Source organism: Hyphobacterium lacteum, from assembly GCF_036330345.1.
GTDB lineage: Bacteria > Pseudomonadota > Alphaproteobacteria > Caulobacterales > Maricaulaceae > Hyphobacterium > Hyphobacterium lacteum.
Window position 1 is genome coordinate 275,249 of the sequence record NZ_JAZDRP010000001.1, and the last position, 20,406, is coordinate 295,654.

Below are 20,406 nucleotides of genomic sequence, written 5' to 3' on the forward strand. Positions count from 1 at the left end.
CCTTATCGGAGGCTACCAGCCCTTGGTCAGCTGATCATATTCCAGAAGCCGTGCGACCAGGCCTTCGAACTGATCGAGAGGCACCATGTTTGGTCCATCGGACGGAGCCTTGTCCGGATCGGGATGGGTCTCCATGAAGACGGCCGCAACACCGACGGACACCGCCGCCCGCGCCAGTGTCGGAACAAACTCGCGCTGTCCGCCGCTGGTGCCGCCCTGCCCGCCCGGTTGCTGCACCGAATGTGTGGCATCAAAAACCACCGGGCAGCCGATATCGGCCAGCACCGGCAAGGCCCGCATATCCGAGACCAGGGTGTTGTAACCGAAACTGACGCCCCGCTCGCAGGCCATCACATTGGGGTTGCCGGCACCTGTCAGCTTGGCGATCACATTTTTCATGTCCCAAGGCGCCAGGAACTGACCTTTCTTCACATTGATAACCTTGCCGGTCCGGGCTGCCGCAATCAGCAAATCGGTCTGCCGGCAGAGGAAGGCCGGAATCTGAAGCATATCCACGGCTTGCGCCGCGATGGCGCACTGTTCGGCTGTGTGAACATCCGTCAGAACCGGAAGCCCCGTCGTTTCGCGGATTTCCGAAAAAATCGGCAGCGCCTGTTCCAGCCCAATGCCCCGCGCACTTGATAGGCTGGTGCGGTTCGCCTTGTCGAACGACGTCTTGTAGACAAGCCCGATACCGAGGCGATCAGCAATTTCCTTCAGCTGCGCGGATACCTCCAGCGCATGCTCGCGGCTTTCCAGCGCGCACGGCCCCGCCAGCATAACCAGTTTGCGGTCCTGACCGATCTCGATCACGCCTCCGCCCGGCTTTTCCATGCGGATTACGGAATTGGGTTGGCTGTCAGCCATTGTCTGTCTTTCCCGGTCTGCTCACTGCGGATCCGGTTGATCCGCTTTCGGTCTGCTTACGTAGTAATCCCGGAAAAGAATAGAAGGCTGCTGTAGTTTTGTCCCCCCCGACCTCTCCCGTCATTGTCTGGTTCCGTCAGGACCTTCGCATCAAGGACAATCCTGCCCTCTCCGCGGCAGCGGAATCCGGCCGTCCCGTCATCCCGGTTTTCATTCTCGATGATGAATCGCCGGGAAAGTGGAAAGCCGGCGGGGCCAGTCGGTGGTGGCTGCACCACAGCCTGACCAGCCTGGCATCGGACTTGAAGGCGCTAGGCGCCCCAATGGTATTGCGCTCCGGCCATTCGGCGTCCGCACTGGACCAGCTGGTCAAGGAAAGTGGCGCTGGAGCCGTTTTCTGGAACCGATGTTACGAACCTCACGCACGCGAACGGGATGAAGACATCAAGTCTTCACTGAAAGCGCGCAATATCGATGTCCAATCCTTCAACGCATCGCTGCTGGCTGAACCCTGGACTGTCAAGAACAAGTCCGGAGATCCCTTCCGCGTGTTCTCGCCCTTCTGGCGCAGTGTCCGCTCTGAACTTGACCCCGGCACACCTCTTGAAGCCCCGTCGTCGCTCAAAGCCCCGGATGCCGCTTTGCCTTCCGAAAATCTCGGCGACTGGGGCTTGCTGCCCACCCAACCGGACTGGGCGAAAGGCTTCGAGCCCGTCTGGACACCCGGCGAAGCGGGCGCGCGCGATCGGCTGATCGGCTTCTTTGATCATGGCGCAAGGCACTATGCCGGTGGGCGCGACCGTCCGGACAAGCCCTATACATCGGCACTATCGCCGCATCTTCATTTCGGCGAGATCAGCCCGCGGCAGATTTTTGCCGCCATCCAGCTTGTCCGTGACGAGATTGGCGAAAAGAACGCCGAGAAATTCCTGAGCGAAATCGGCTGGCGCGAATTTTCAGTCAACCTGCTTTTCCATTTCCCGCACTTTCCCGAGCGCAATTATCAGGACAAGTTCGACAACTTCCCCTGGATCGATAACCAGGCCGCGTTGAAAGCATGGCAAACCGGTCAAACCGGCTATCCGATTGTTGATGCCGGCATGCGTGAACTGTGGACGACAGGCTGGATGCACAATCGCGTCCGCATGATTGTCGCGTCCTTTCTCATCAAGCATCTGCTGATTGACTGGCGCGAAGGTGAGAAATGGTTCTGGGATACGCTGGTTGATGCCGATCTGGCGAACAACTCGGCAAGCTGGCAGTGGGTCGCCGGATCCGGTGCAGATGCTGCCCCCTATTTCCGCATCTTCAATCCGATCACCCAGGGCGAGAAATTCGATCCGGATGGCGACTATGTCCGGAAATGGGTTCCGGAAATTGCTCGCTTGCCCAACAAGTATCTGAATCAGCCCTGGGAAGCCGGCCCGCTAATCCTCAAGGAAGCGGGCATCGAACTTGGCAAAACCTATCCGGAACCGATTGTCGATCACAAAGCCGCCCGTGACCGGGCATTGATGGCTTTCCAGAGCCTAAAGGATGCTGCATGAGCCCGATCATCACGCCGGACTTCGTTCGCCGCAAGAAAATCGCCATTATCGGTGCGGGCATTTCAGGACTGGGTGCCGCCTGGGCGTTGCGAAATGTGCACGACATTACCCTGTTCGAAAAACGGGACCGGCTCGGCGGCCACGCCAATACCGTCGATATTGACTATGACGGAACGCCTATCGCGGTAGATACGGGCTTTATTGTCTTCAATCCGTTGAACTATCCCAACATGGTGGCTCTGTTTGATGAGCTGGGCGTTGAAAGCTTCGAATCCGACATGAGTTTCAGCTTTTCGCTGGACCGGGACATCGAGTGGTCATCCAACGGTCTATCGGGGTTGTTTGCCCAGAAGCGGAATGCAATTCGTCCGTCATACCTCGCCATGTTGCGCGATGTGTTGCGTTTCAACCGCCTGGCCCAAAGGGACCTCGACGCAGGCAATCTGTCCGGGATCGGCCTCGGTCATTATCTGGAAAAGCAGGGGTTCGGCGACCGCTTCGTGACCAACTATTTGCTGCCGATGGGCGCAGCCATCTGGTCGGCCAGCGAAGAGGAAATGCGCGCCTATCCTGCCGAAGCCTTCGTCAAATTCTTCCAGAACCATCGCCTGATGCACATGGCCCGCCCCCAGTGGCGAACGGTTAAAGGCGGAAGCCGCGAATATGTCAGCAGGATCGCGGCAGATCTGCAGGGAAAGGTCAGCCTTTCCCAACCTGCTACTGCGGTATGGCGGAACGCTCATGGTGTTCTGATCGAAACCGAGGACGGCAAAGTTCGTGAATTCGACGAGGTGATCCTCGCCTGCCACTCCAATCAGTCCCGGAAATTGATCCGCGATCTCGACGCTGAAGAAGCCAACCTGCTTGGCGCGATCGGATACTCCGCAAATCGTGCTGTGCTCCATCGCGATGAAAGTCTCTGCCCTGGCAGGCACAGTGCCCGCGCTGCTTGGAATTACTGCCGCGATACGAAGGACGGTCCGGCCAGCGTGACGTACGACATGAATCGCTTGCAGGGCATCGATCCGTCAAAACCGCTCTTCGTGACATTAAATCCGCATCGCGAGCCGGATCCGGCCAAGGTCTTCGGCGAATTCCAGTACGACCATCCCCAATTCAACACGGCCGCACTGGCCGCTCAAAGGATCTTTAACCGGGTTCAGGGCGTTCGACGGACCTGGTTTGCCGGGGCTTGGCTGGGTTATGGCTTCCATGAAGACGGGCTCCGTTCAGGCCTGCGCGTCGCGCTTCGCCTTGGTGGTCAGATACCATGGGATTTTGCCGAAGGCGACATTACGGGCGGCCGCTGGGGCGAACGGCCGGATACTGCAATACCGGCCCTGACCGCTGCCGAATGATCAATGCACTGTCCATATGGCGAGGGAGCACGACCCATACGCGTGTAAAACCCTTCCGGCATCACTTTCGCTATCCCGTTGCAATGATCGGTCTGGACCTCGACCGGCTGGATGAAGCCCGCCGGCAGACGCGCTGGTTGAATGTGAACGCCCGGGGCCTGTTCAGTTTCCACGAAGCCGATTTCGGACCAGGAGACGGTTCGTCTGTGAAAGCCTGGTCTCTGGACCGCTTTCGGCAGGCTGGAATTGAAGGCATCGAAAAAATCGTTCTGGTCTGTCAGCCGCGCATTCTCGGCTATCAGTTCAACCCGATATCGCTTCATTACGGCTATGATGCGACCGATGAACTCAAGGGTATCATCTACGAGGTTCACAACACATTCGGCGATAGCCATGCCTATGTCGCCCCCGTAGAGCCTGGCCCTGCTGCCCGGCATAGGACGGCAAAGCGCTTTCACGTTTCGCCTTTCTTCGATGTTTCAGGCCGATATGCCTTCACCCTGCAGCGTCCCAACGAAAACCTGTCTCTCGGCATCCGGAAGCTCGACGATGAAGGCAAGAATTTCACCGCGGCGATGATGCTGCGCCGCCATGTGGCCACCGATGGCGCTTTTGCCCGCTGGTTTTTCACCTTTCCGCTTTCCACGCTCTTCACCATCGCCGCTATCCATGTCGAGGCTCTGAAGCTCTGGATAAAAGGCGCGCGTTATCACAGCCGCCCCGCTCCGCCGGAAGAACCCGCCACGCATGTTCTGGAAAATCCGTCCTGGACAGATTAAGGTTTCATTATGAACTGGATTGCCGAAACGGCGCTGCCCCGCGCGACGCCGCAAGCCATTGCTGAGCTGCACGACATTCCTTTCGGAATGCGGAGCGCGCTGAAGATATTCCTGAAACTGCCGATGGGGCGGCTCTCTGTACTTTTCCCGTCGGGCGAAGGACTAGTCTTCGAGGGTAGCGAACCCGGTCCCGAAGCCACGCTGAAGATCAACGATTTCCGCTTTGTCCGACGCGCGCTTTCAGGCGGAGATGTCGGGCTTGGCGAAGGCTATATGGCCGGCGAATGGGAAACGCCCGATTTGACGGCCTTGCTGATGTTCTTTGCCGAAAATCTCGACAGCCGGCCGGACATGGTCGCGGGCGGACCACTCACACGTTTTGCTCACTGGGTTTATCACCAGCTGCGCGCCAATACCCCGTCTCAGGCCCGCAAGAATATCGCGGCGCACTATGATCTCGGAAATGCCTTCTACGAAAAATGGCTGGATAGCTCGATGACCTATTCGGCGGCACGGTTTGATCAGCCGAACCAGCTGCTGGAGGATGCCCAGCATAACAAATATCGCGCATTGGCTGACTCCATTGGCCTCAAGGAAGGCGACCATGTCCTTGAAATCGGTTGTGGCTGGGGTGGGTTCGCAGAATATGCGGCCCGTGAGCGCGGAGCGAAGGTCACCTGCCTGACACTGTCCACCGAGCAACGGGCCTATGCCATCGAGCGTATGGAAAAGCTTCAATTGGGCGATCGCGTCGATATCAAACTCCAGGATTATCGCGACGAAACCGGCACTTACGACAAGATTGCCTCCATCGAGATGTTCGAGGCAGTCGGACAGGAATACTGGCCGTCTTTCTTCCAGAAGGTTCATGATTGCCTGAAGCCGGGCGGTCGCGCCGGCCTTCAGATCATTTCCATCCGGGATGATCTGTTCGACACCTATTCGCGGCGGGCTGATTTCATACAACGCTATATTTTCCCGGGCGGCGTTCTGCCCAGTCTGGAAAAACTGAAAGACGAGTTTTCCCGTGCCAGCCTGCAACTGGAAAAACTGGAAGCCTTTGCCATCGATTACGCGGACACGCTGGCCGAGTGGATGAAACGCTTCACCCATGCCTGGGACGATATTCGCCCGCTCGGATTTGATGATCGCTTCCGGCGCATGTGGAAATTCTACCTCGCCTATTGCGAAGCGGGTTTCCGCACTGGCCGCATTGACGTCGCGCAATATACGCTCAGCCGTTAGGCAATCCCGATATCCCGGAAAAACCGCCGGCTGTCCTGCAGGATAGCTGCACGCTTTTCGTCGTCCATTTTCGCCAAGTTACGATAGGGCATGGCGAGGCGCTGATTGCCCTTCAGCCTGTCCTCATTCTCGATCAGGAAATTCCAGTAGAGATAATTGAAGGGACAGGCCTTTTCGCCATTCTTCTTGCTGACTGAATAGGAACACTGGCTGCAATAATCCGACATCCGGTTGATATAGGCGCCGCTGGCGGCATAAGGCTTTGTCGCCATCATCCCGCCGTCTGCAAACAGTGCCATGCCATGCGTGTTGGGCAATTCCACCCATTCATAGGCATCGGCGTAAACCAGAAGATACCATTCCTCGACCTGTTTCGGATCGATTCCGGCCAGCAGTGCAAAATTGCCGGTGATCATCAGCCGCTGGATATGATGGGCATAGGCATGGCGGCGCGTTGTCGTCACCACATCGCGCACGCAGGCCATTTTCGTTTTTCCGTCCCAATAGAAATCCGGCAGCGGCCGATGGGCCTCCAGGAAATTGGTTTCCGCATAGTCCGGCATTTTCAGCCAGTAGAGACCGCGGACATACTCCCGCCATCCGAGGATCTGGCGAATGAACCCTTCCACAGCGTTGATGGGCGCCCGCCCTTCCCGGAACTCGGCTTCTGTGGCTTCACACACGGCGCGCGCGTCCAGCAGCCCGGAATTGAGGTACATCGAAATGACGGAGTGAAAGAGAAAGGCCTCACCGGCCGCCATTGCATCCTGATAGTCACCGAATTGCGGCAGGCAGGTCTTCAGGAAGAAGGCAAAGTCGGCTTCAGCGCCTTCGCGTGTCACGGCATAGCTGAAAGGTTCAAGATCGCCGAAATGCTCCGCAAAACGCTCACCGACAAGCGCCAGAACGGCCTGCGTGACATCATCCGGCTTGTGCTGGATCCGGCCTGGCAGGCTGGTGCCCGCGGGCAGGCGCTTGCGATTGTCATGGTCATAATTCCACTGACCGCCAACTGGCTTGTCACCATCCATCAAAATGCCGGTCTCGCGGCGCATTTCGCGATAGAAATACTCCATCGTCAGACGCTTGCGGCCCGAGGCCCAGTCCTCGAACCTCTGATGCGTGCAGATAAAGCGGTCATCGCTGCGGATTTCGACCGGCAGCTCAAACCGCCCGCTCCAGCTATCCATTTCCTGTTTAAGCCGGAACTCACCCGCCTCTGTCACGATCACCCGGTCAAAGGGCCCGCACTCTTCGAGGGCGCGCTCCACCTCCCCGCCGAGGGATCCGCAATTACCGGCATCATCCAGCTGCACATAACGTATCGTCAGGTCCCGGCCGCGCAATTCATCGGCAAAGTGCCGCATGGCCGAGAACAGGAAAGCAATCTTCTTTTTGTGGTGGCGGACATATCGGGCTTCCGCCATGACTTCAGCGATCAGAACGACATCATCCGCTCTGATATCCTTCAGAGACGCGATATCCGGTGACAGCTGATCACCAAGAACCAGCCGCAGGCTTCGACCAGAGCCGCTCAAAGATTGCGGCGTACGTAAGTGATGTCCTGACCGCGTGCGGAGAACTGACAGCGCAGCCATTCACCATCGGGACCATACCAGAGATCCAGAGTCAGTGACCCTTCGACACGAACATGCTGTGCCTCGATTTCCTGACCGCCAATTTCCAGCGTCTGTCTGCCCATATCCAGAACCGTCACCGGCATTTCCTCTCCGGTTTCGGTATTCAGAATGATCTGTTGATCGGGGCTGTATCCCTGCCAGTGACTGGATGGAACAAGGCTGATCGGATGCACCAGAGACAGGCTGTTCCCCTCTCCGTCTGTTCCACGCCCGGTGAACACATCCCCGTCGCGCTGCAGATCCACGATCAACCGCTCGCCATCCTTCAGCGTCTCGGCTTCCAGGCGCGTCAGCTCGCCATTCAGATAGGTCTCGACAGAATCGTGCTCATAGCGGAATACCGTCAGAGGGCCGATGCGGACACGGAGATCGACATCCGACACTACCCGCAAAATGTCACCGTCCTGCTGGAAACGTAGGATATGTGTGCCAAACGACGAATTTCCGCGATAGACCTCGAACTCGATCGCGCCTGATTCCGGTATTGCAGCGATGTCCGCAGCAGCCCCGAGGGCTGGCATGGATAAAGCCAGGAATAGTGAGGTCAGAACGTGTTTCATCAGGTCAGCCATTTTGCCGCGATAGACATGAGCGGATTGCGAAAGCGGTAGCCCCCGATCGAAACAGCAAAGCAGATACAAGGCTCGCCTTCGAGTCCGACGGGCGTATGGGGCTGTCCCGCCTGACCGTAGCAGACATCGCCGCGATGATAGCGGCCGACTTCGTCGGAGAAGCCGCCCTGCAAAACCAACGTCAATTCCTCGCCGGCATGATCGTGATGGGGAATGGCCGATCCGGGCTGAATTTTCAGAAGGCGAGCATCAATTCCAGGCTCACAAAGCCGGTTGATTTTCCGCCCCTGAACACCGCCAAGCTGGCTTCTCCAGGGTTCTTCAGCAACGTTGAAGCCCCATCTCGCCAGCGCACGCGGATACAATTCATCTGTTGACGGGTCGGGGATGGAAAAGTCCTCAGCGGGCGACGTTTCCGGCACAGCGCTCGTCGCCGACCAGAGGTCCGCCAGGACAAGCGAGCTCCCGATTTTCTCGGCGGAATCCAGCTGATCACGAACCACGGGATTCAATTCGGCCGCACTCTCCACAAGCACGCGCACCGCCAGCGGTGCCGCACCGCTGGCGCAATCGAGAATCCATTCATCCTGCAGGGCCGGAACCATGCAAGCACTCTCCTATTCTATCCGGCTATCTTTACGCACCTGCAGCACAAACGGATCACCTTGCCACAAGGCGCCTTGCAGCATGGCCGGGAGCTTCCTAGCTTCAGTGGAAAGCAACGGAGCAAATCATGGACCCCGCGACCAGCGTGATCGATCTGATCGGCAATACACCCCTGCTCCGACTTAACAGGGCTTCCGAAGAAACCGGCTGCGAAATTCTCGGCAAGGCGGAATTTCTGAACCCCGGCGGATCTGTCAAAGACCGCGCCGCTTTGGGCATCATCCGGGAGGCTGAACGCCGGGGAGAGTTGAGGCCCGGCGGCACAATCGTGGAAGGAACCGCCGGCAATACCGGGATCGGTCTTGCCCTGGTCGGTGCTGCGCTGGGCTATAGGGTTGTCATCGTCTTTCCGCGAACCCAATCGAAAGAAAAGAAGGATGCCATCCGGCTGCTCGGCGCCGAGCTGATCGAGGTGGATGCCGTTCCGTATTCAAATCCCGCTCATTACGCGCGTTATTCCGGCCAGCTAGCGGCGGAACTGGCAGCCAGTGAGCCCAATGGTGCGATCTGGGCCAATCAATTCGACAATACCGATAACCGCAAAGCGCATTACGACACCACGGCACCGGAAATCTGGAACCAGCTGGACGGCAAAATCGATGGGTTCATCTGTGCCGTGGGTTCCGGCGGGACACTGGGCGGCGTTTCCATGGCCCTGAAGGAGCGAAATCCCGCAATCCGGATCGGACTCGCCGATCCCGGCGGCGCCGCCCTGTATGGCTTCTATGCGGAAGGCGCACTTTGTGCCTCTGGAACATCAATCACCGAGGGTATCGGGCAGAGCCGCATTACCGGCAATCTCGAAGGGGTCGAGGTCGATCACGCCTTTCGGATTTCTGACGAGGAAGCCTTGCCCATCCTGTTTGACCTCATTCAGAAGGAAGGCCTGTGTCTGGGTGGGTCTTCAGGCGTGAATATCGCCGGCGCCATGAATCTGGCGAGAGAACTTGGGCCCGGCCACACCATTGTGACATTGCTCTGCGATCACGGCTCCCGCTATCAGAGCAAGCTCTACAATCCTGAATTTCTGAAAGAAAAAGGCCTGCCCGCGCCGGACTGGATGTGATCAGCGGAAGGGTGGCGAATACAACAGACCACCCTCGGTCCATTGCGCATTCAATCCGCGCCGCAATCCAAGCTCGGATCCGGATCCGAGATTACGATTGAAGATGTCGCCGTAATTACCGGTCGCCGCAATCATCGTCACCGCGAAATCAACCTCGAGACCGAGTCGCGATCCGAAATCATCCTGACCGCCCAGCATCCGCAGGACTTCGCGGTTGCGGCTGTTCTGCGCCAGTGCGGCGACATTGTCAGAGGTCACACCGAATTCTTCGGCCGCAATCAGCGTATAGAGCACCCATTGTGCAACATCGTGAAAATGTGAATCGCCCGACCGGATCACCGGACCGAGGGGCTCCTTGGAAATGACATCCGGCAAAAGAATGTGTTCGGCCGGATTGTCCAGGCTGACCCGAAGCCCGGCGAGTGACGAGAGGTCATTCGTATAGACATCGCATTCACCGCCGACATAGCCCTCAAGCCCGCCCAGAGCAGTGTCATACTCGATGACATCCACATCCAGATTGTTGGCAGCGATGTAATCATCGAGGTTCAGCGCCGTTGTCGTGCTGGCCTGTACGCAGACCCTGGCGCCATTGATATCCCGCGCGCTGGAAATACCAAGGTCGGCCGGAACCATGAATCCCTGCCCGTCGAAATAGGCGATCCCGGCAAAATCAAAGTCCTGGCCGACATCCCTTGCAAAGGTCCAGCTTGTGTTGCGCACCAGCAGGTCGACTTCGCCGTCGGCGAGCATCTGGAAACGTTCAACCGTCGTCACCGGCACGAAGCGGACATCATCGGGATCGCCAAGTATGGCAGCCGCATAAGCGCGGCAAAGATCAGCGTCAAAACCGACCCAATCGCCATCATCATTCTGGCTGGAAAATCCGACGAGATTTCCGTCGACACCGCAGATCAGCTCTCCACGCGTCTCTATCGCACGCAAGGTCGATCCGGAATTCGCAACTTCGCCGGAATCAAGCGCGACCCCCGCCAGACCGCCGAGCGTAACGATCGCGGCTTCTCGCAAGCGGCGCGGCGACAGAAAAGACAGAGGCGACACCGGCTGCAAACTCCTGTTGAATGCAAATGAGTAAAAGCTTTGTAGCGGTGAATTGAATGAAGCGCGACACCCAATTGACCCGGGCCGGAAGGTCTCACCACGGAACCCGTCCCGTCAACGCGGCAATACAACGCGCCTCAACCGTCCTCGCAGGAGAAGCGAAAGATCTCTACAACCGCCCTGACGGCATACCGCTTTACGCCCGTTTTGGCATGGAAAGCCAGAATGCGCTGAAGAGTGCGCTCTGCGAAATGCAGGCTGCGGATTATTGCGCGCTTACCCCTTCCGGTCTTTCCGCCATGACCCTGGCAACAATCGCCTGCGTATCAAACGGTGGGCATGTCCTGGCAGCCGATTGCCTGTACGGCCCCACCCGTATGTTCCTGAGCGACTTGCTGCCGGACTGGGGGGTCAAGGTCGAATATTTCGACCCGCGCATTGGAGGCGGCATCAGTCAGCACATCCGCGAAAACACCCAGCTTGTTTTCTGCGAGTCGCCGGGATCCCTCACTTTCGAGGTCCAGGATATTCCCGCTATATCTGCCGCCGCGCACAAGGTTGGAGCCAGGGTTCTGGTCGATGACACCTGGTCAGCGGGTCTCAATGCCAACATGCTCGACCTCGGTGCCGATTATGCCGCGCAATCCCTGACGAAATATGCCGGTGGTCATTCCGATGTCATAATGGGCGCTGTCCTGTGCCGCGGTGATAATGCCGAGCGCCTGAAGGGGGCGGAATGGCGCCTTGGCCTGTGCGTTTCACCTGACGATGCTTTTCTCGTGTCTCGTGGTCTGAGGACGCTGGGAATGCGGATGGATAAAAGCGGCGCGGCCTCAATCGAAATCGCTGAGCGCCTCGCGGAACGGCCGGAAGTCTCGGAGGTCCTTCACCCGGCCCGCGCGGATCATCCCGACCACGCAATTTATACCCGTGATTTTTCCGCCCCCGCCGGTGTCTTTGGCGTGCAGTTCAAGGATTGGGATATCGCGCGAAGTGAACGCTTTCTCGATGCGCTTGAAATCTTCGGGCTGGGTTTTTCCTGGGGTGGATTTGAAAGCCTGGCTGTCCATTGCGACCCGCAATTGCGCCGCAATTTCCGCGACCAGCGGGATGGTGCCCTGATCCGCCTGGCGATCGGCCTCGAAGACGTCGACGATCTCTGGAATGATCTGGAGCAGGCGATCCGCGCCAGCGCCTGACTGGCGACCCCGGCAGGACTCGAACCTGCAACCGTCGGATTAGAAGTCCGGTGCTCTATCCAGTTGAGCTACGGGGCCGGTATCTGAACAGGCCCGCGGCCTGACATCCCTAATGCGACCAGGGCTCTTTTCTGTCCGCCGAGAAATTTGCCGCATAGGATTTCGGCTTTCGCACAATTTCCGGCTTTTCGGTCACACGAAACGGGATCCCGTGCTTCCTGGCGTAGGATACGGCCTGATCCTTTTCATCGAATTTCAGTTTCACCTGACTGGCCGTATCGCCGGTCGAGTTCCAGCCCATCAGCGGATCCGGGCGCTTGGCCATGGCCGGTTCGAACTCCAGCACCCAATGCCTTGTCTTGGCCTGACCCGATTGCATCGCATTGCGGGAAGGACGATAGATCTTCGCAAACATTGTGACCCCCGGGTCTTCAGATGAATGGTCGGGGCGGCAAGATTCGAACTTGCGACCCCTCGGTCCCAAACCGAGTGCTCTACCAGACTGAGCCACGCCCCGACATTGTATCCGATTCCTGTTTCGCGGTGTTTAGTGTTGGCGTGTCAGGCTGGCAAGCGCTTAGCCATCTTCGTCTGTATCTTCCGCTGCATCTCCAGCGGATTCGTCATCCGTCGCGCCATCTACAACCGGCCCCTGCTCCGGCTCGGTGTTCCCGAAAATCCGGTGACGCACGATATCGCCCGGACGAATGCCGACATCCCGGGCCAACCCTCCACGCACCTCCAGGACACCCAGGATCGGAAAGTCCGATTCATTGGAACGCAGGGTAAGCGGCTGGGCATTTGCCACGATTTTCACAATGCGGCCATCCTCGGCGATGAAGATGATATCCAGTGATATCAAGGTATTGCGCATCCAGATCGAAGCGGGTTGCACGGTCTCATAGTCAAACAGCATCGCCTCGTCATCAGCCAAGGCTTCACGGAACATCAAGCCCCGTTGCCGCTCCGGATCACTGTCAGCAATCAGGGCAGAAAACGATACGAATCCGTCATCGGTTTCGACTGTAACCGGTTCGGGTTCACCGAATTCGATAACCGTGTCGGGATTCGCCGGGTCACCAGCAGGAGCCGGCGGCAGCTGGGCGCCAGCCACAGATGCCAGGAAGCCGAATAGGGCAAGGAGCGCGATGTGTTTCATGGCGCGCAAGCTAGCTTCAGCCTGCGGCTTTCGCAATTGCGGATGACTGCAATATCAGGCGTACTGGGTCGGGTAGACCTCTGCCGCCAGAATTCCCTTGGGACCATCGGCGCAGCGTGCCTGCATCGTCTCGCCCGGGTGCACTTCATGAATGCCCGCCTTACGCAAGGTGGCAGCATGGAGGAAGACATCCCCGTCGACGCCGTCCACATCAAGGAAACCGTAGCCGCGATCAGCATCAAACCATTTCACGACTGCTGCGCAGACATTTTCGCCAGGTTCCCTTCTGGGATGAAACCGCCTTGGTCGCGGTGGCTCTACCGCTCCGCCTTCCAAGTCAATTATCTCGACGGCTTGCCGGCCCTTGTCTCCGGAAATTGCGAGACATTTAACCCGCGCGCCTTCCGGCGCGAACGATTTGCCGCACATGCGCAAGCGGCTGGCGTGCAGGAGCACATCACCCAAACCGTCTGCTGTCTCGATGAAACCGTATCCCCGGGACGGATCAAACCATTTGACGCGCCCCTCAATGACTGCTGCCAGCTTTTCAGCCGTGGCTGCTTCCCCCGCCATGAGAACCCTCGCAACTCAACTCACAGGGGAATTAATATAACAAATTCGTCATGAAAGGGAATAAAAACCCGATCCGGCAAAGATTAATACGATGCTGACGGAGATAAATGAACGGATTCAGCGCAATAGAGGACTATTACCGAAGTTGTTCACACAACTGTCCACGACAATCTTTGCAAGACAGTCGCATTCGCAGGATTTTCCGGAAAGCCGATGGCAGGCCCTAGGGGAATCGAACCCCTCTTTCCAGGTTGAAAACCTGGCGTCCTAACCGATAGACGAAGGGCCCGCGCGATCGGAGGGCGTCATATATCGACTTCGATGCTGACACGCAAGCGTCACGTTGCAGGGATTTTCATGTCGCCGCCGCAAGGTCTTCCAGATGAAACTGCACGCGCCGGTTTCCCCGCCATTCATCGACTTTCAATCGCCCCGCTGCATGCCAGAGAGACTCGCTTCCACCCAACAGGGCCGCGCCAATCGGCTGATCCGCTTGTCTGAAAATGATCCCGTTCACGCGCTGGCCGGATTCGTCCGTCAAACTGAATCGGACGTGATCAGCTCCGACTCGTTCGGCATATGCGACCCGGACATTGCGCAGGACAAAGCGCGGTTCGGAGAAACCTTGTCCATAGGGAGCTGCCGCCATGAGCGAATCGGCCAGCTCAACGCTCGCGCCGGCCGGGGTCAGAACAGCATCCAGCTTGAGGGCGCGATCTTCGTGAGAAGCCGCCCATTGAGACTGCAACTGGTCGCGCAGACAATCCGTCAGCTCCGCGATCCGGTCCTCGGACACCGTCAGGCCCGCCGCCATCGGGTGACCGCCACCGGCCTGCAACAGACCCGCAGTCCGCGCTGCCGCAACGGCACTGCCCAAATCAACGCCGGACACTGACCGCCCTGATCCCTTGCCAATGCCGTTATCAGTGCCAATGACGATGCAGGGGCGCCCGAAACGCTCTTTCAAACGCCCGGCTACAATGCCGATTACGCCGGGATGCCAACCTTCTCCGTGAGCAACCAGGACAGGCGAGTCAGTGTCTGCCGCCTCCAGCTGCGCCTGCGCCTCTTCCAGAACATCCATTTCGATCTGCTTGCGTTCGGCATTCAGCCTATCCAGCTCCGCAGCAATTTCTGCACATTCGCCCGGGTCATCACTGGACAACAGCCGGGCTCCCAGATCGGCCTTGCCGACCCGGCCACCGGCATTGATCCTCGGCCCTAGGACGAACCCCAGATGATAGGCCGACGGCTCTCCGGTCAGCCCCCCGACCTCTGCAAGAGCCTTCATGCCGGCATGACTCCAGCGCCCCATAACTTTCAAGCCCTGGGAAACGATGGCCCTGTTGATATCTCTCAAAGCGACGACATCACACAGCGTGCCAAGGGCTGACAGGTCTGCCAATCCGATCAGGTCCGGTTCGCCAACTTTGTCGAACTTGTTCCGTCGGCGGCCCTCGCGGTTCAGCGCGGCCAGCAGGACGAATGTCACCCCGGCAGCCGCCATGTGACCACAGCCGGACGTATCCCCGGGCCGGTTCGGATTCACGATCGCAAGAGCGGGGGGCAGATCGGAACTCATCAGATGGTGGTCTATGACCACCACGTCGAGCCCCATCGTTTTGGCTGCTTCCAAAGGCTCGTGCGCCGCAGCGCCACAATCCACCGTGATCACCAGCTCGGCGCCCATCTCCTTCAGTTTTTCAAAGGCCTCCGCGGACGGTCCATATCCCTCCTCGATGCGGTCGGGCACATACAGCAGGACTGATTGACCCAGATGACGGAAGTACCGGATCAATTGCGATGCGGACGTTGCGCCATCGACATCATAGTCGGCGAAAACCGCTATATTACGGCCAGCCTCCAGCGCATCCCAGATTGCGGCCACCGCAATATCCATATCCATGAATGCGGACGGGTCAGGGAAATAGTGGCGCAGAGTCGGATTGAGAAAGGCTTCGGCTTCATCGGCCAAAACACCACGCGCAGCCAGCATGCGCGCCACGATTTCCGAGGTACCCGCCTTCCGGCTGATATCGGCGACAAGGCCGCTATCAATGTCCCGCAGCCGCCAGGCCCGGCCAGAAAGAGATTTTTCGACCTTAAATGCTTCCGCCATCCGCGTCAGCCAAGCGGCCGTGTTGTCCGGATCCGGCGGACAATTGAACCGGATGATTGCATGATCAGCGTTTCCGTCGAGACATGTCCACCCGACTTGCTGACCCCATCCAGTAGACTGCCGTGCATGGTCACACCGGTTGCCACGAACAGGCAGTCTGATGAGGCGAGCTCCATAAGATCGTATTTCCGGTCCAGATCGGTAATGCCGGTCTTGGCTGCACGCGCGCGTTCGTCATCATTCCGGAAGAACAGGCGCGCCTGCATCTGGCCACCGACACACCGCAAGGCCGTTGCCGCAAGGACGCCTTCGGGGGCGCCTCCCTGACCCACATACATGTCGATGCCGGCGTCCGGGTCAGTCGTGGAAATCACACCGGCCACATCACCATCCGGGATCATCATCACCCGGGCGCCGGTAGAACGGATATCAGCCACGATTTTTTCATGCCGCTCACGTTCAAGAACACAAACGGAAATTTCATCCGGCGACACCCCCTTCGCCTTGGCAATCGCCATGACATTTTCGGACGGAGACCGGTCCAAGTCGACCACGCCTTTCGGAAGGCCCGGCCCAACGGCAATCTTGTCCATATAGGTGTCCGGGGCGTGCAGCAGGCCGCCGCGAGCAGCGAAGGAGACAACAGCCAGCGCATTGGGCATGCCCTTGGCCGTCAGCGACGTGCCCTCCAGAGGGTCCAGAGCAATGTCGATTTCCGGCCCCTCACCAGTACCGACTTCCTCACCGATATAGAGCATCGGCGCTTCATCGCGCTCCCCTTCCCCAATGACGATCCGCCCTTTCATGGCCATCGCATTAAGACCGGTCCGCAAGGCATCCACGGCAGCCTGGTCGGCATCTTCCTTTCGGCCATAGCCGATCAATGCGGAAGCTGCGACGGCCGCGGCTTCAGCGGCAGAAACAGCATCCAACGCAAGGCGTTCCAGATCACGGGCGACGGTCATGGCAAGACTCCGGGAAGTTATCAGTCAATCGGGGGCGGTGGGTTGGCACGCTCACGTGCATCCTGAGCGTAGGCTTCGGTATCGGCCACTCCCGGACGGGACGCGCGCTCTTCATGCATCAGAGCTTCGCGGGCGCCCAAAACGGCCTGTGTTGCTTCGGAAATCGTTTCGGCAGTCATGACCGGTGTCTTGTCCGGGATCACGGACGGCGCTCCCTGCGCACCGGCTCCGGCCTCAACACGTGCATCAAACCAGCTTTGTTCGTCCTCGAATCCACCCGGCAATTCCGGGGTGGCACAGGCCACCGCTAGAAATGGCAGCAGGATTGTGAATTTTCGGATCAAGGATCGCTCCGGTGCTGGACGCCGCTGCTGCTATCTATACGCTGTCAGAGATATCTGTCACCCGCCTGAGCACAGAATAGGGACGCCGTTGATGGCCGAGGAAAAAAAATCAACCGGGACGCGCAAAAAGTCGGCAAAAATCGCCACCGCAAGGAAACCGGCGAGGCCCGCTGCGAAAGACCAAAATCCGGAAGCGAAAAAGGTGACGCCGGAAGCTGAAGCGACGAAACCGGCTGCCACGCCAAACCCCGGATTTGATCCTTCCAGTTTCAACGCTCTCAATCCGGCGGATATCGAGGCCCTGGATCACATGTCCCGCAATCTGATGCAGGCCGCGCTCAAAAGCCAGAAACTGATGTCCGATTCCATGCGCAAGGCGCTGGAAGGAAAGGTGGAGTTTCCCGACACGGGGGCCATCAATTCGACACCTGAATTCGGCGAAGTCTGGACCAAGATCGTCTCCGATCCGGAAAAGATGATGAACGCCCAGGCCGGATTATTGCGCGGCTATCTCGACCTCTGGACGAATACGACCAAGCGATTTCTGGAAGGCAAATCGGACCCGGTCGTTTCCCCGGAGCCGGGCGACAAGCGCTGGCGCAGCGAGGATTGGTCTGAAAACCCGATCTTCGATGCGATCAAGCAATCCTATCTTCTGAATCAGAATTTCCTGATGGGCCTCGTCCACGGCGTCGAAGGCGTAGATCCGGCTGTTCAGCGCAAGGTCGAATTCCTGACAAAGCAGATGGTTGATGCGATGGCACCAACCAATTTTGCCCTGACCAATCCTGATGTGATCCGCGAAACCATGCAGTCGAAGGGCGAAAATCTCACAAAGGGCCTGGCCAATCTGGCGAGCGATCTGGAAGCCGGTGGCGGACGCCTGGCGCTTACCCAGACCGACATGGAGGGCTTCAAGGTCGGACAGGATCTGGCTGCAACGGAAGGCAAGGTCGTCTTCCGCAACGAAATTTTCGAGCTGATCCACTATGCACCGCTGACAGAAACGGTGAAGCAGCGGCCTTTGCTGATCGCGCCGCCCTGGATCAACAAATTCTACATCATGGATATGCGCGAGAAGAACTCCATGGTGCGCTGGCTCTCCCAGCAGGGCTTCTCGGTCTATCTGATTTCATGGGTCAATCCGGGTCCCGAACTCAAGGACAAGACCTTCCAGGACTACATCGAGGACGGCCTGTTTGTTGCTCTGGACGCTGTCAAGGAAGACACGGGCGAGGACAGCGTCAACGCTGTCGGTTATTGCATTGGCGGCACCATGCTGGCTTCCGCCCTGGCCTTGCTGGAAGCCCGCGGCGAAGCCGACCGGATCGCCTCGGCCACATTCTTTGCCGCCCAGACCGATTTCGAACTGGCCGGTGACCTTCTCCTCTTCGTGGATGATGCCTGGTTCAAGGAAATAAATCGGCTGATGGAAGCCCAGGGCGGTGTCCTCGACGGCCGCACCATGTCGGACACCTTCAATTTGCTTAGGTCAAACGATCTCGTCTGGTCCTTCGTGGTGTCGAACTATCTGCTCGGCCGCCAGCCACAGGCCTTCGACCTCCTATACTGGAATGCCGACCAGACCCGCATGCCGCAAACCCTGCATCTCTGGTATCTCGACAACATGTACCGCAAGAACCGCCTGTCGAAGGGCGAGATCGAAATGGGTGGGCACACGCTGCGGCTGGATGATGTGAAGGTGCCGATTTTCATGCAGGCCAGCCGGGACGATCACATCGCCCCCTACCCCTCCGTCTATCGCGGCGCCAAGCGTTTCGGCGGACCGGTCCGCTTCATGCTCGCAGGCTCCGGCCACATTGCCGGCGTCATCAACCATCCCGGCGCCAACAAGTACCAGCACTGGGTCAACAAGGATTTGCCCGACACGGTCGAGGAATGGCTCGAAGCCGCCGAGGAAGTGCCCGGCTCCTGGTGGCTGGAATGGCGCGACTGGCTTTATGAGCATTCGGGCAAGGATGTCCCGGCCCGCGTGCCGGGCGAAGGCAAGCTGAAGGCGATCTGCGATGCGCCGGGCGAGTATGTTCTGGTGCGGAGTTAGGGTCGGGGCATTTCCCGAACAAACAGCGCGACCTCAAACAGGCTTCGGCAATCGACAATCACGAAACAAAAAAAGGGCGGCCCGAAGACCGCCCTTTCGAAAGTCGGAGCAAGTGCTCGCCTAGCGCTTCGAGAACTGGAAGCTGCGGCGGGCTTTCTTGCGGCCATACTTCTTGCGTTCCACGACGCGGCTGTCGCGGGTCAGGAAGCCTTCGGCCTTCAGCGGCTTGCGCAGCGCCGGCTCGAACAGGGTCAGTGCCTTGGAGATGCCGTGACGAACAGCACCGGCCTGGCCCGACAGACCGCCACCCTTGACGGTGCAGATCACGTCGAACTCGTCCTTGCGCTCGGCAACTTCAAACGGCTGCTGCAGCATCATGCGCAGAACCGGACGGGCAAAATAGACTTCCTGATCGCGGCCATTGACCGTGATCTTGCCATTGCCGCGCTTGATCCAGACGCGGGCGACCGCGTCCTTGCGCTTGCCGGTCGCGTAAGAACGGCCATGCTCGTCGATTTGCGGCTCGGGAAGCGCTTCCGCTTCTTCGGCAGCAACCGGAGCGTCGGAACCCTTCAGGGCGTCCTTCAGGTCTTCGAGAGAATGAGTGGTCTCGGACATATTCTTAGCTCCGGACATTCTTGGAGGACATCGATTTGAAATCGACGACTTCCGGCTGTTGGGCTTCATGCGGATGCTCGGTACCGGCATACACACGCAGCTTGGAGAATTGCGAGCGCGCCAGCGGGCTGTCTTTCGGCAGCATGCGCTTGACGGCGAGTTCAACAACGCGCTCCGGGAAACGGCCATTGAGAACTTTCTCCGGCGAGGTTTCCTTGATGCCGCCCGGGTGACCGGTATGGCGGTAATAGCGCTTGTCTTTCAGCTTGTTCCCGGTGAAACGCACCTTGTCGGCATTGATCACGATGACATGGTCACCGGTGTCGACGTGCGGGGTGAAGTCCGGGCGGTGCTTGCCGCGAAGGCGGGTGGCAACGAAGGCAGCGAGGCGGCCGACCACGGCATCCTCGGCGTCAACGACGATCCACTTGTTTTCCACCTCTGCCGGCTTAGCGGTATAGGTTTTCATGGCGTATCTCTTCATTCCATTGCCGGGTAACGGCAAGTTGAGCCGCGCGAGTTAGTGAAATGACACTCACCCGTCAACATGTTTTTCAGATTGTAA

Annotated in this window: 20 protein-coding genes and 3 tRNA genes; 7 read left to right on the forward strand and 16 right to left on the reverse strand. The window is 58.6% G+C overall.

What is annotated here, in order from left to right:
* Positions 1-12: 12 nt before the first annotated feature.
* Positions 13-867: a 3-deoxy-8-phosphooctulonate synthase gene (gene kdsA, locus V0U79_RS01285; RefSeq protein ID WP_330197648.1), complete on the reverse strand. Its 855-nt coding sequence runs from the start codon at positions 865-867 to the stop codon at positions 13-15.
* Between the two features lie 98 nt (positions 868-965).
* Between kdsA and V0U79_RS01290 the strand changes: the two genes are divergently transcribed.
* The 4 genes from V0U79_RS01290 to V0U79_RS01305 are packed head-to-tail and all read left to right on the forward strand — an operon-like array spanning position 966 to position 5,796.
* Positions 966-2,414, forward strand: a complete 1,449-nt coding sequence (locus V0U79_RS01290; protein ID WP_330197649.1) for a cryptochrome/photolyase family protein — start codon at positions 966-968, stop codon at positions 2,412-2,414.
* Entirely contained in the window at positions 2,411-3,772 is a 1,362-nt protein-coding gene (locus V0U79_RS01295; protein ID WP_330197650.1) for an NAD(P)/FAD-dependent oxidoreductase, read from the forward strand. Before V0U79_RS01290 ends, V0U79_RS01295 begins: the two co-directional genes overlap by 4 nt.
* Positions 3,769-4,551, forward strand: coding sequence for a DUF1365 domain-containing protein (locus tag V0U79_RS01300; protein WP_330197651.1), 783 nt, complete (start codon positions 3,769-3,771; stop codon positions 4,549-4,551). The genes V0U79_RS01295 and V0U79_RS01300 overlap by 4 nt, the downstream gene beginning before the upstream one ends.
* Positions 4,552-4,560: 9 nt before the next feature.
* Entirely contained in the window at positions 4,561-5,796 is a 1,236-nt protein-coding gene (locus V0U79_RS01305) for a class I SAM-dependent methyltransferase (protein WP_330197652.1), read from the forward strand.
* On the opposite strand, the gene V0U79_RS01310 is transcribed toward V0U79_RS01305, so the two are convergent.
* Genes V0U79_RS01310 through V0U79_RS01320 form a run of 3 tightly spaced genes read right to left on the reverse strand, consistent with a single transcriptional unit; the run spans position 5,793 to position 8,613 of the window.
* Positions 5,793-7,334 carry a cryptochrome/photolyase family protein gene (locus V0U79_RS01310; protein WP_330197653.1) on the reverse strand — a complete coding sequence of 514 codons (1,542 nt, stop codon included), beginning with the start codon at positions 7,332-7,334 and terminating at the stop codon, positions 5,793-5,795. The genes V0U79_RS01305 and V0U79_RS01310 overlap by 4 nt on opposite strands.
* On the reverse strand, positions 7,331-7,996 hold the full coding sequence (locus tag V0U79_RS01315) for a DUF6134 family protein (RefSeq protein WP_330197654.1): 666 nt from the start codon (positions 7,994-7,996) through the stop codon (positions 7,331-7,333). Before V0U79_RS01315 ends, V0U79_RS01310 begins: the two co-directional genes overlap by 4 nt.
* Positions 7,996-8,613, reverse strand: a complete 618-nt coding sequence (locus V0U79_RS01320) for a cupin domain-containing protein (RefSeq protein ID WP_330197655.1) — start codon at positions 8,611-8,613, stop codon at positions 7,996-7,998. The genes V0U79_RS01315 and V0U79_RS01320 overlap by 1 nt, the downstream gene beginning before the upstream one ends.
* A gap of 128 nt (positions 8,614-8,741) precedes the next feature.
* Here V0U79_RS01320 and V0U79_RS01325 point away from each other — a divergent pair, with 128 nt between their 5' ends.
* A complete protein-coding gene (locus V0U79_RS01325) occupies positions 8,742-9,740 on the forward strand; it encodes a cysteine synthase A (RefSeq protein ID WP_330197656.1) in 999 nt (332 codons plus the stop codon).
* Here V0U79_RS01325 and V0U79_RS01330 read toward each other — a convergent pair whose 3' ends face one another.
* Positions 9,741-10,802 carry an amino acid ABC transporter substrate-binding protein gene (locus tag V0U79_RS01330; RefSeq protein ID WP_330197657.1) on the reverse strand — a complete coding sequence of 354 codons (1,062 nt, stop codon included), beginning with the start codon at positions 10,800-10,802 and terminating at the stop codon, positions 9,741-9,743. It abuts the gene before it with no gap.
* Between the two features lie 56 nt (positions 10,803-10,858).
* On the opposite strand from V0U79_RS01330, the gene metC reads away from it, so the two are divergent.
* Complete coding sequence (gene metC / locus V0U79_RS01335) at positions 10,859-12,001, forward strand: cystathionine beta-lyase (protein ID WP_330197658.1); 1,143 nt, start codon at positions 10,859-10,861, stop codon at positions 11,999-12,001.
* A gap of 1 nt (position 12,002) precedes the next feature.
* On the opposite strand, the gene V0U79_RS01340 is transcribed toward metC, so the two are convergent.
* From V0U79_RS01340 to V0U79_RS01380, 9 genes are all read right to left on the reverse strand, one after another.
* A tRNA-Arg gene (locus V0U79_RS01340) sits at positions 12,003-12,079 on the reverse strand.
* A gap of 31 nt (positions 12,080-12,110) precedes the next feature.
* A complete protein-coding gene (locus V0U79_RS01345) occupies positions 12,111-12,416 on the reverse strand; it encodes an ETC complex I subunit (RefSeq protein WP_330197659.1) in 306 nt (101 codons plus the stop codon).
* Between the two features lie 25 nt (positions 12,417-12,441).
* A tRNA-Pro gene (locus V0U79_RS01350) sits at positions 12,442-12,518 on the reverse strand.
* 60 nt (positions 12,519-12,578) lie between these two features.
* Positions 12,579-13,160 (reverse strand): DUF192 domain-containing protein, encoded by a 582-nt coding sequence (locus V0U79_RS01355; protein ID WP_330197660.1) that lies wholly within the window; start codon positions 13,158-13,160, stop codon positions 12,579-12,581.
* Between the two features lie 54 nt (positions 13,161-13,214).
* A complete protein-coding gene (locus V0U79_RS01360) occupies positions 13,215-13,733 on the reverse strand; it encodes a cold shock domain-containing protein (protein WP_330197661.1) in 519 nt (172 codons plus the stop codon).
* A gap of 214 nt (positions 13,734-13,947) precedes the next feature.
* Positions 13,948-14,022 (reverse strand) — tRNA-Glu (locus V0U79_RS01365).
* Between the two features lie 66 nt (positions 14,023-14,088).
* Positions 14,089-15,852: a single-stranded-DNA-specific exonuclease RecJ gene (gene recJ / locus V0U79_RS01370; protein WP_330197662.1), complete on the reverse strand. Its 1,764-nt coding sequence runs from the start codon at positions 15,850-15,852 to the stop codon at positions 14,089-14,091.
* A 5-nt stretch (positions 15,853-15,857) separates the two neighbouring features.
* Positions 15,858-16,817 carry a class II fructose-bisphosphatase gene (glpX, locus tag V0U79_RS01375; RefSeq protein ID WP_330197663.1) on the reverse strand — a complete coding sequence of 320 codons (960 nt, stop codon included), beginning with the start codon at positions 16,815-16,817 and terminating at the stop codon, positions 15,858-15,860.
* Positions 16,818-16,837: 20 nt separating this feature from the next.
* Positions 16,838-17,161, reverse strand: coding sequence for a hypothetical protein (locus V0U79_RS01380; RefSeq protein ID WP_330197664.1), 324 nt, complete (start codon positions 17,159-17,161; stop codon positions 16,838-16,840).
* A gap of 91 nt (positions 17,162-17,252) precedes the next feature.
* Here V0U79_RS01380 and phaC point away from each other — a divergent pair, with 91 nt between their 5' ends.
* Positions 17,253-19,223, forward strand: a complete 1,971-nt coding sequence (gene phaC, locus V0U79_RS01385) for a class I poly(R)-hydroxyalkanoic acid synthase (RefSeq protein WP_330197665.1) — start codon at positions 17,253-17,255, stop codon at positions 19,221-19,223.
* Positions 19,224-19,343: 120 nt separating this feature from the next.
* Here the strand turns inward: phaC and rpsI are convergent, their stop codons facing one another.
* Together rpsI and rplM are read right to left on the reverse strand one after the other, a co-directional pair.
* Entirely contained in the window at positions 19,344-19,841 is a 498-nt protein-coding gene (rpsI, locus tag V0U79_RS01390) for a 30S ribosomal protein S9 (RefSeq protein WP_373696416.1), read from the reverse strand.
* 4 nt (positions 19,842-19,845) lie between these two features.
* The gene (gene rplM, locus V0U79_RS01395; protein ID WP_330197666.1) at positions 19,846-20,310 is read right to left on the reverse strand and encodes a 50S ribosomal protein L13; all 465 of its coding nucleotides are present in this window, start codon (positions 20,308-20,310) and stop codon (positions 19,846-19,848) included.
* Positions 20,311-20,406 lie beyond the last annotated feature (96 nt).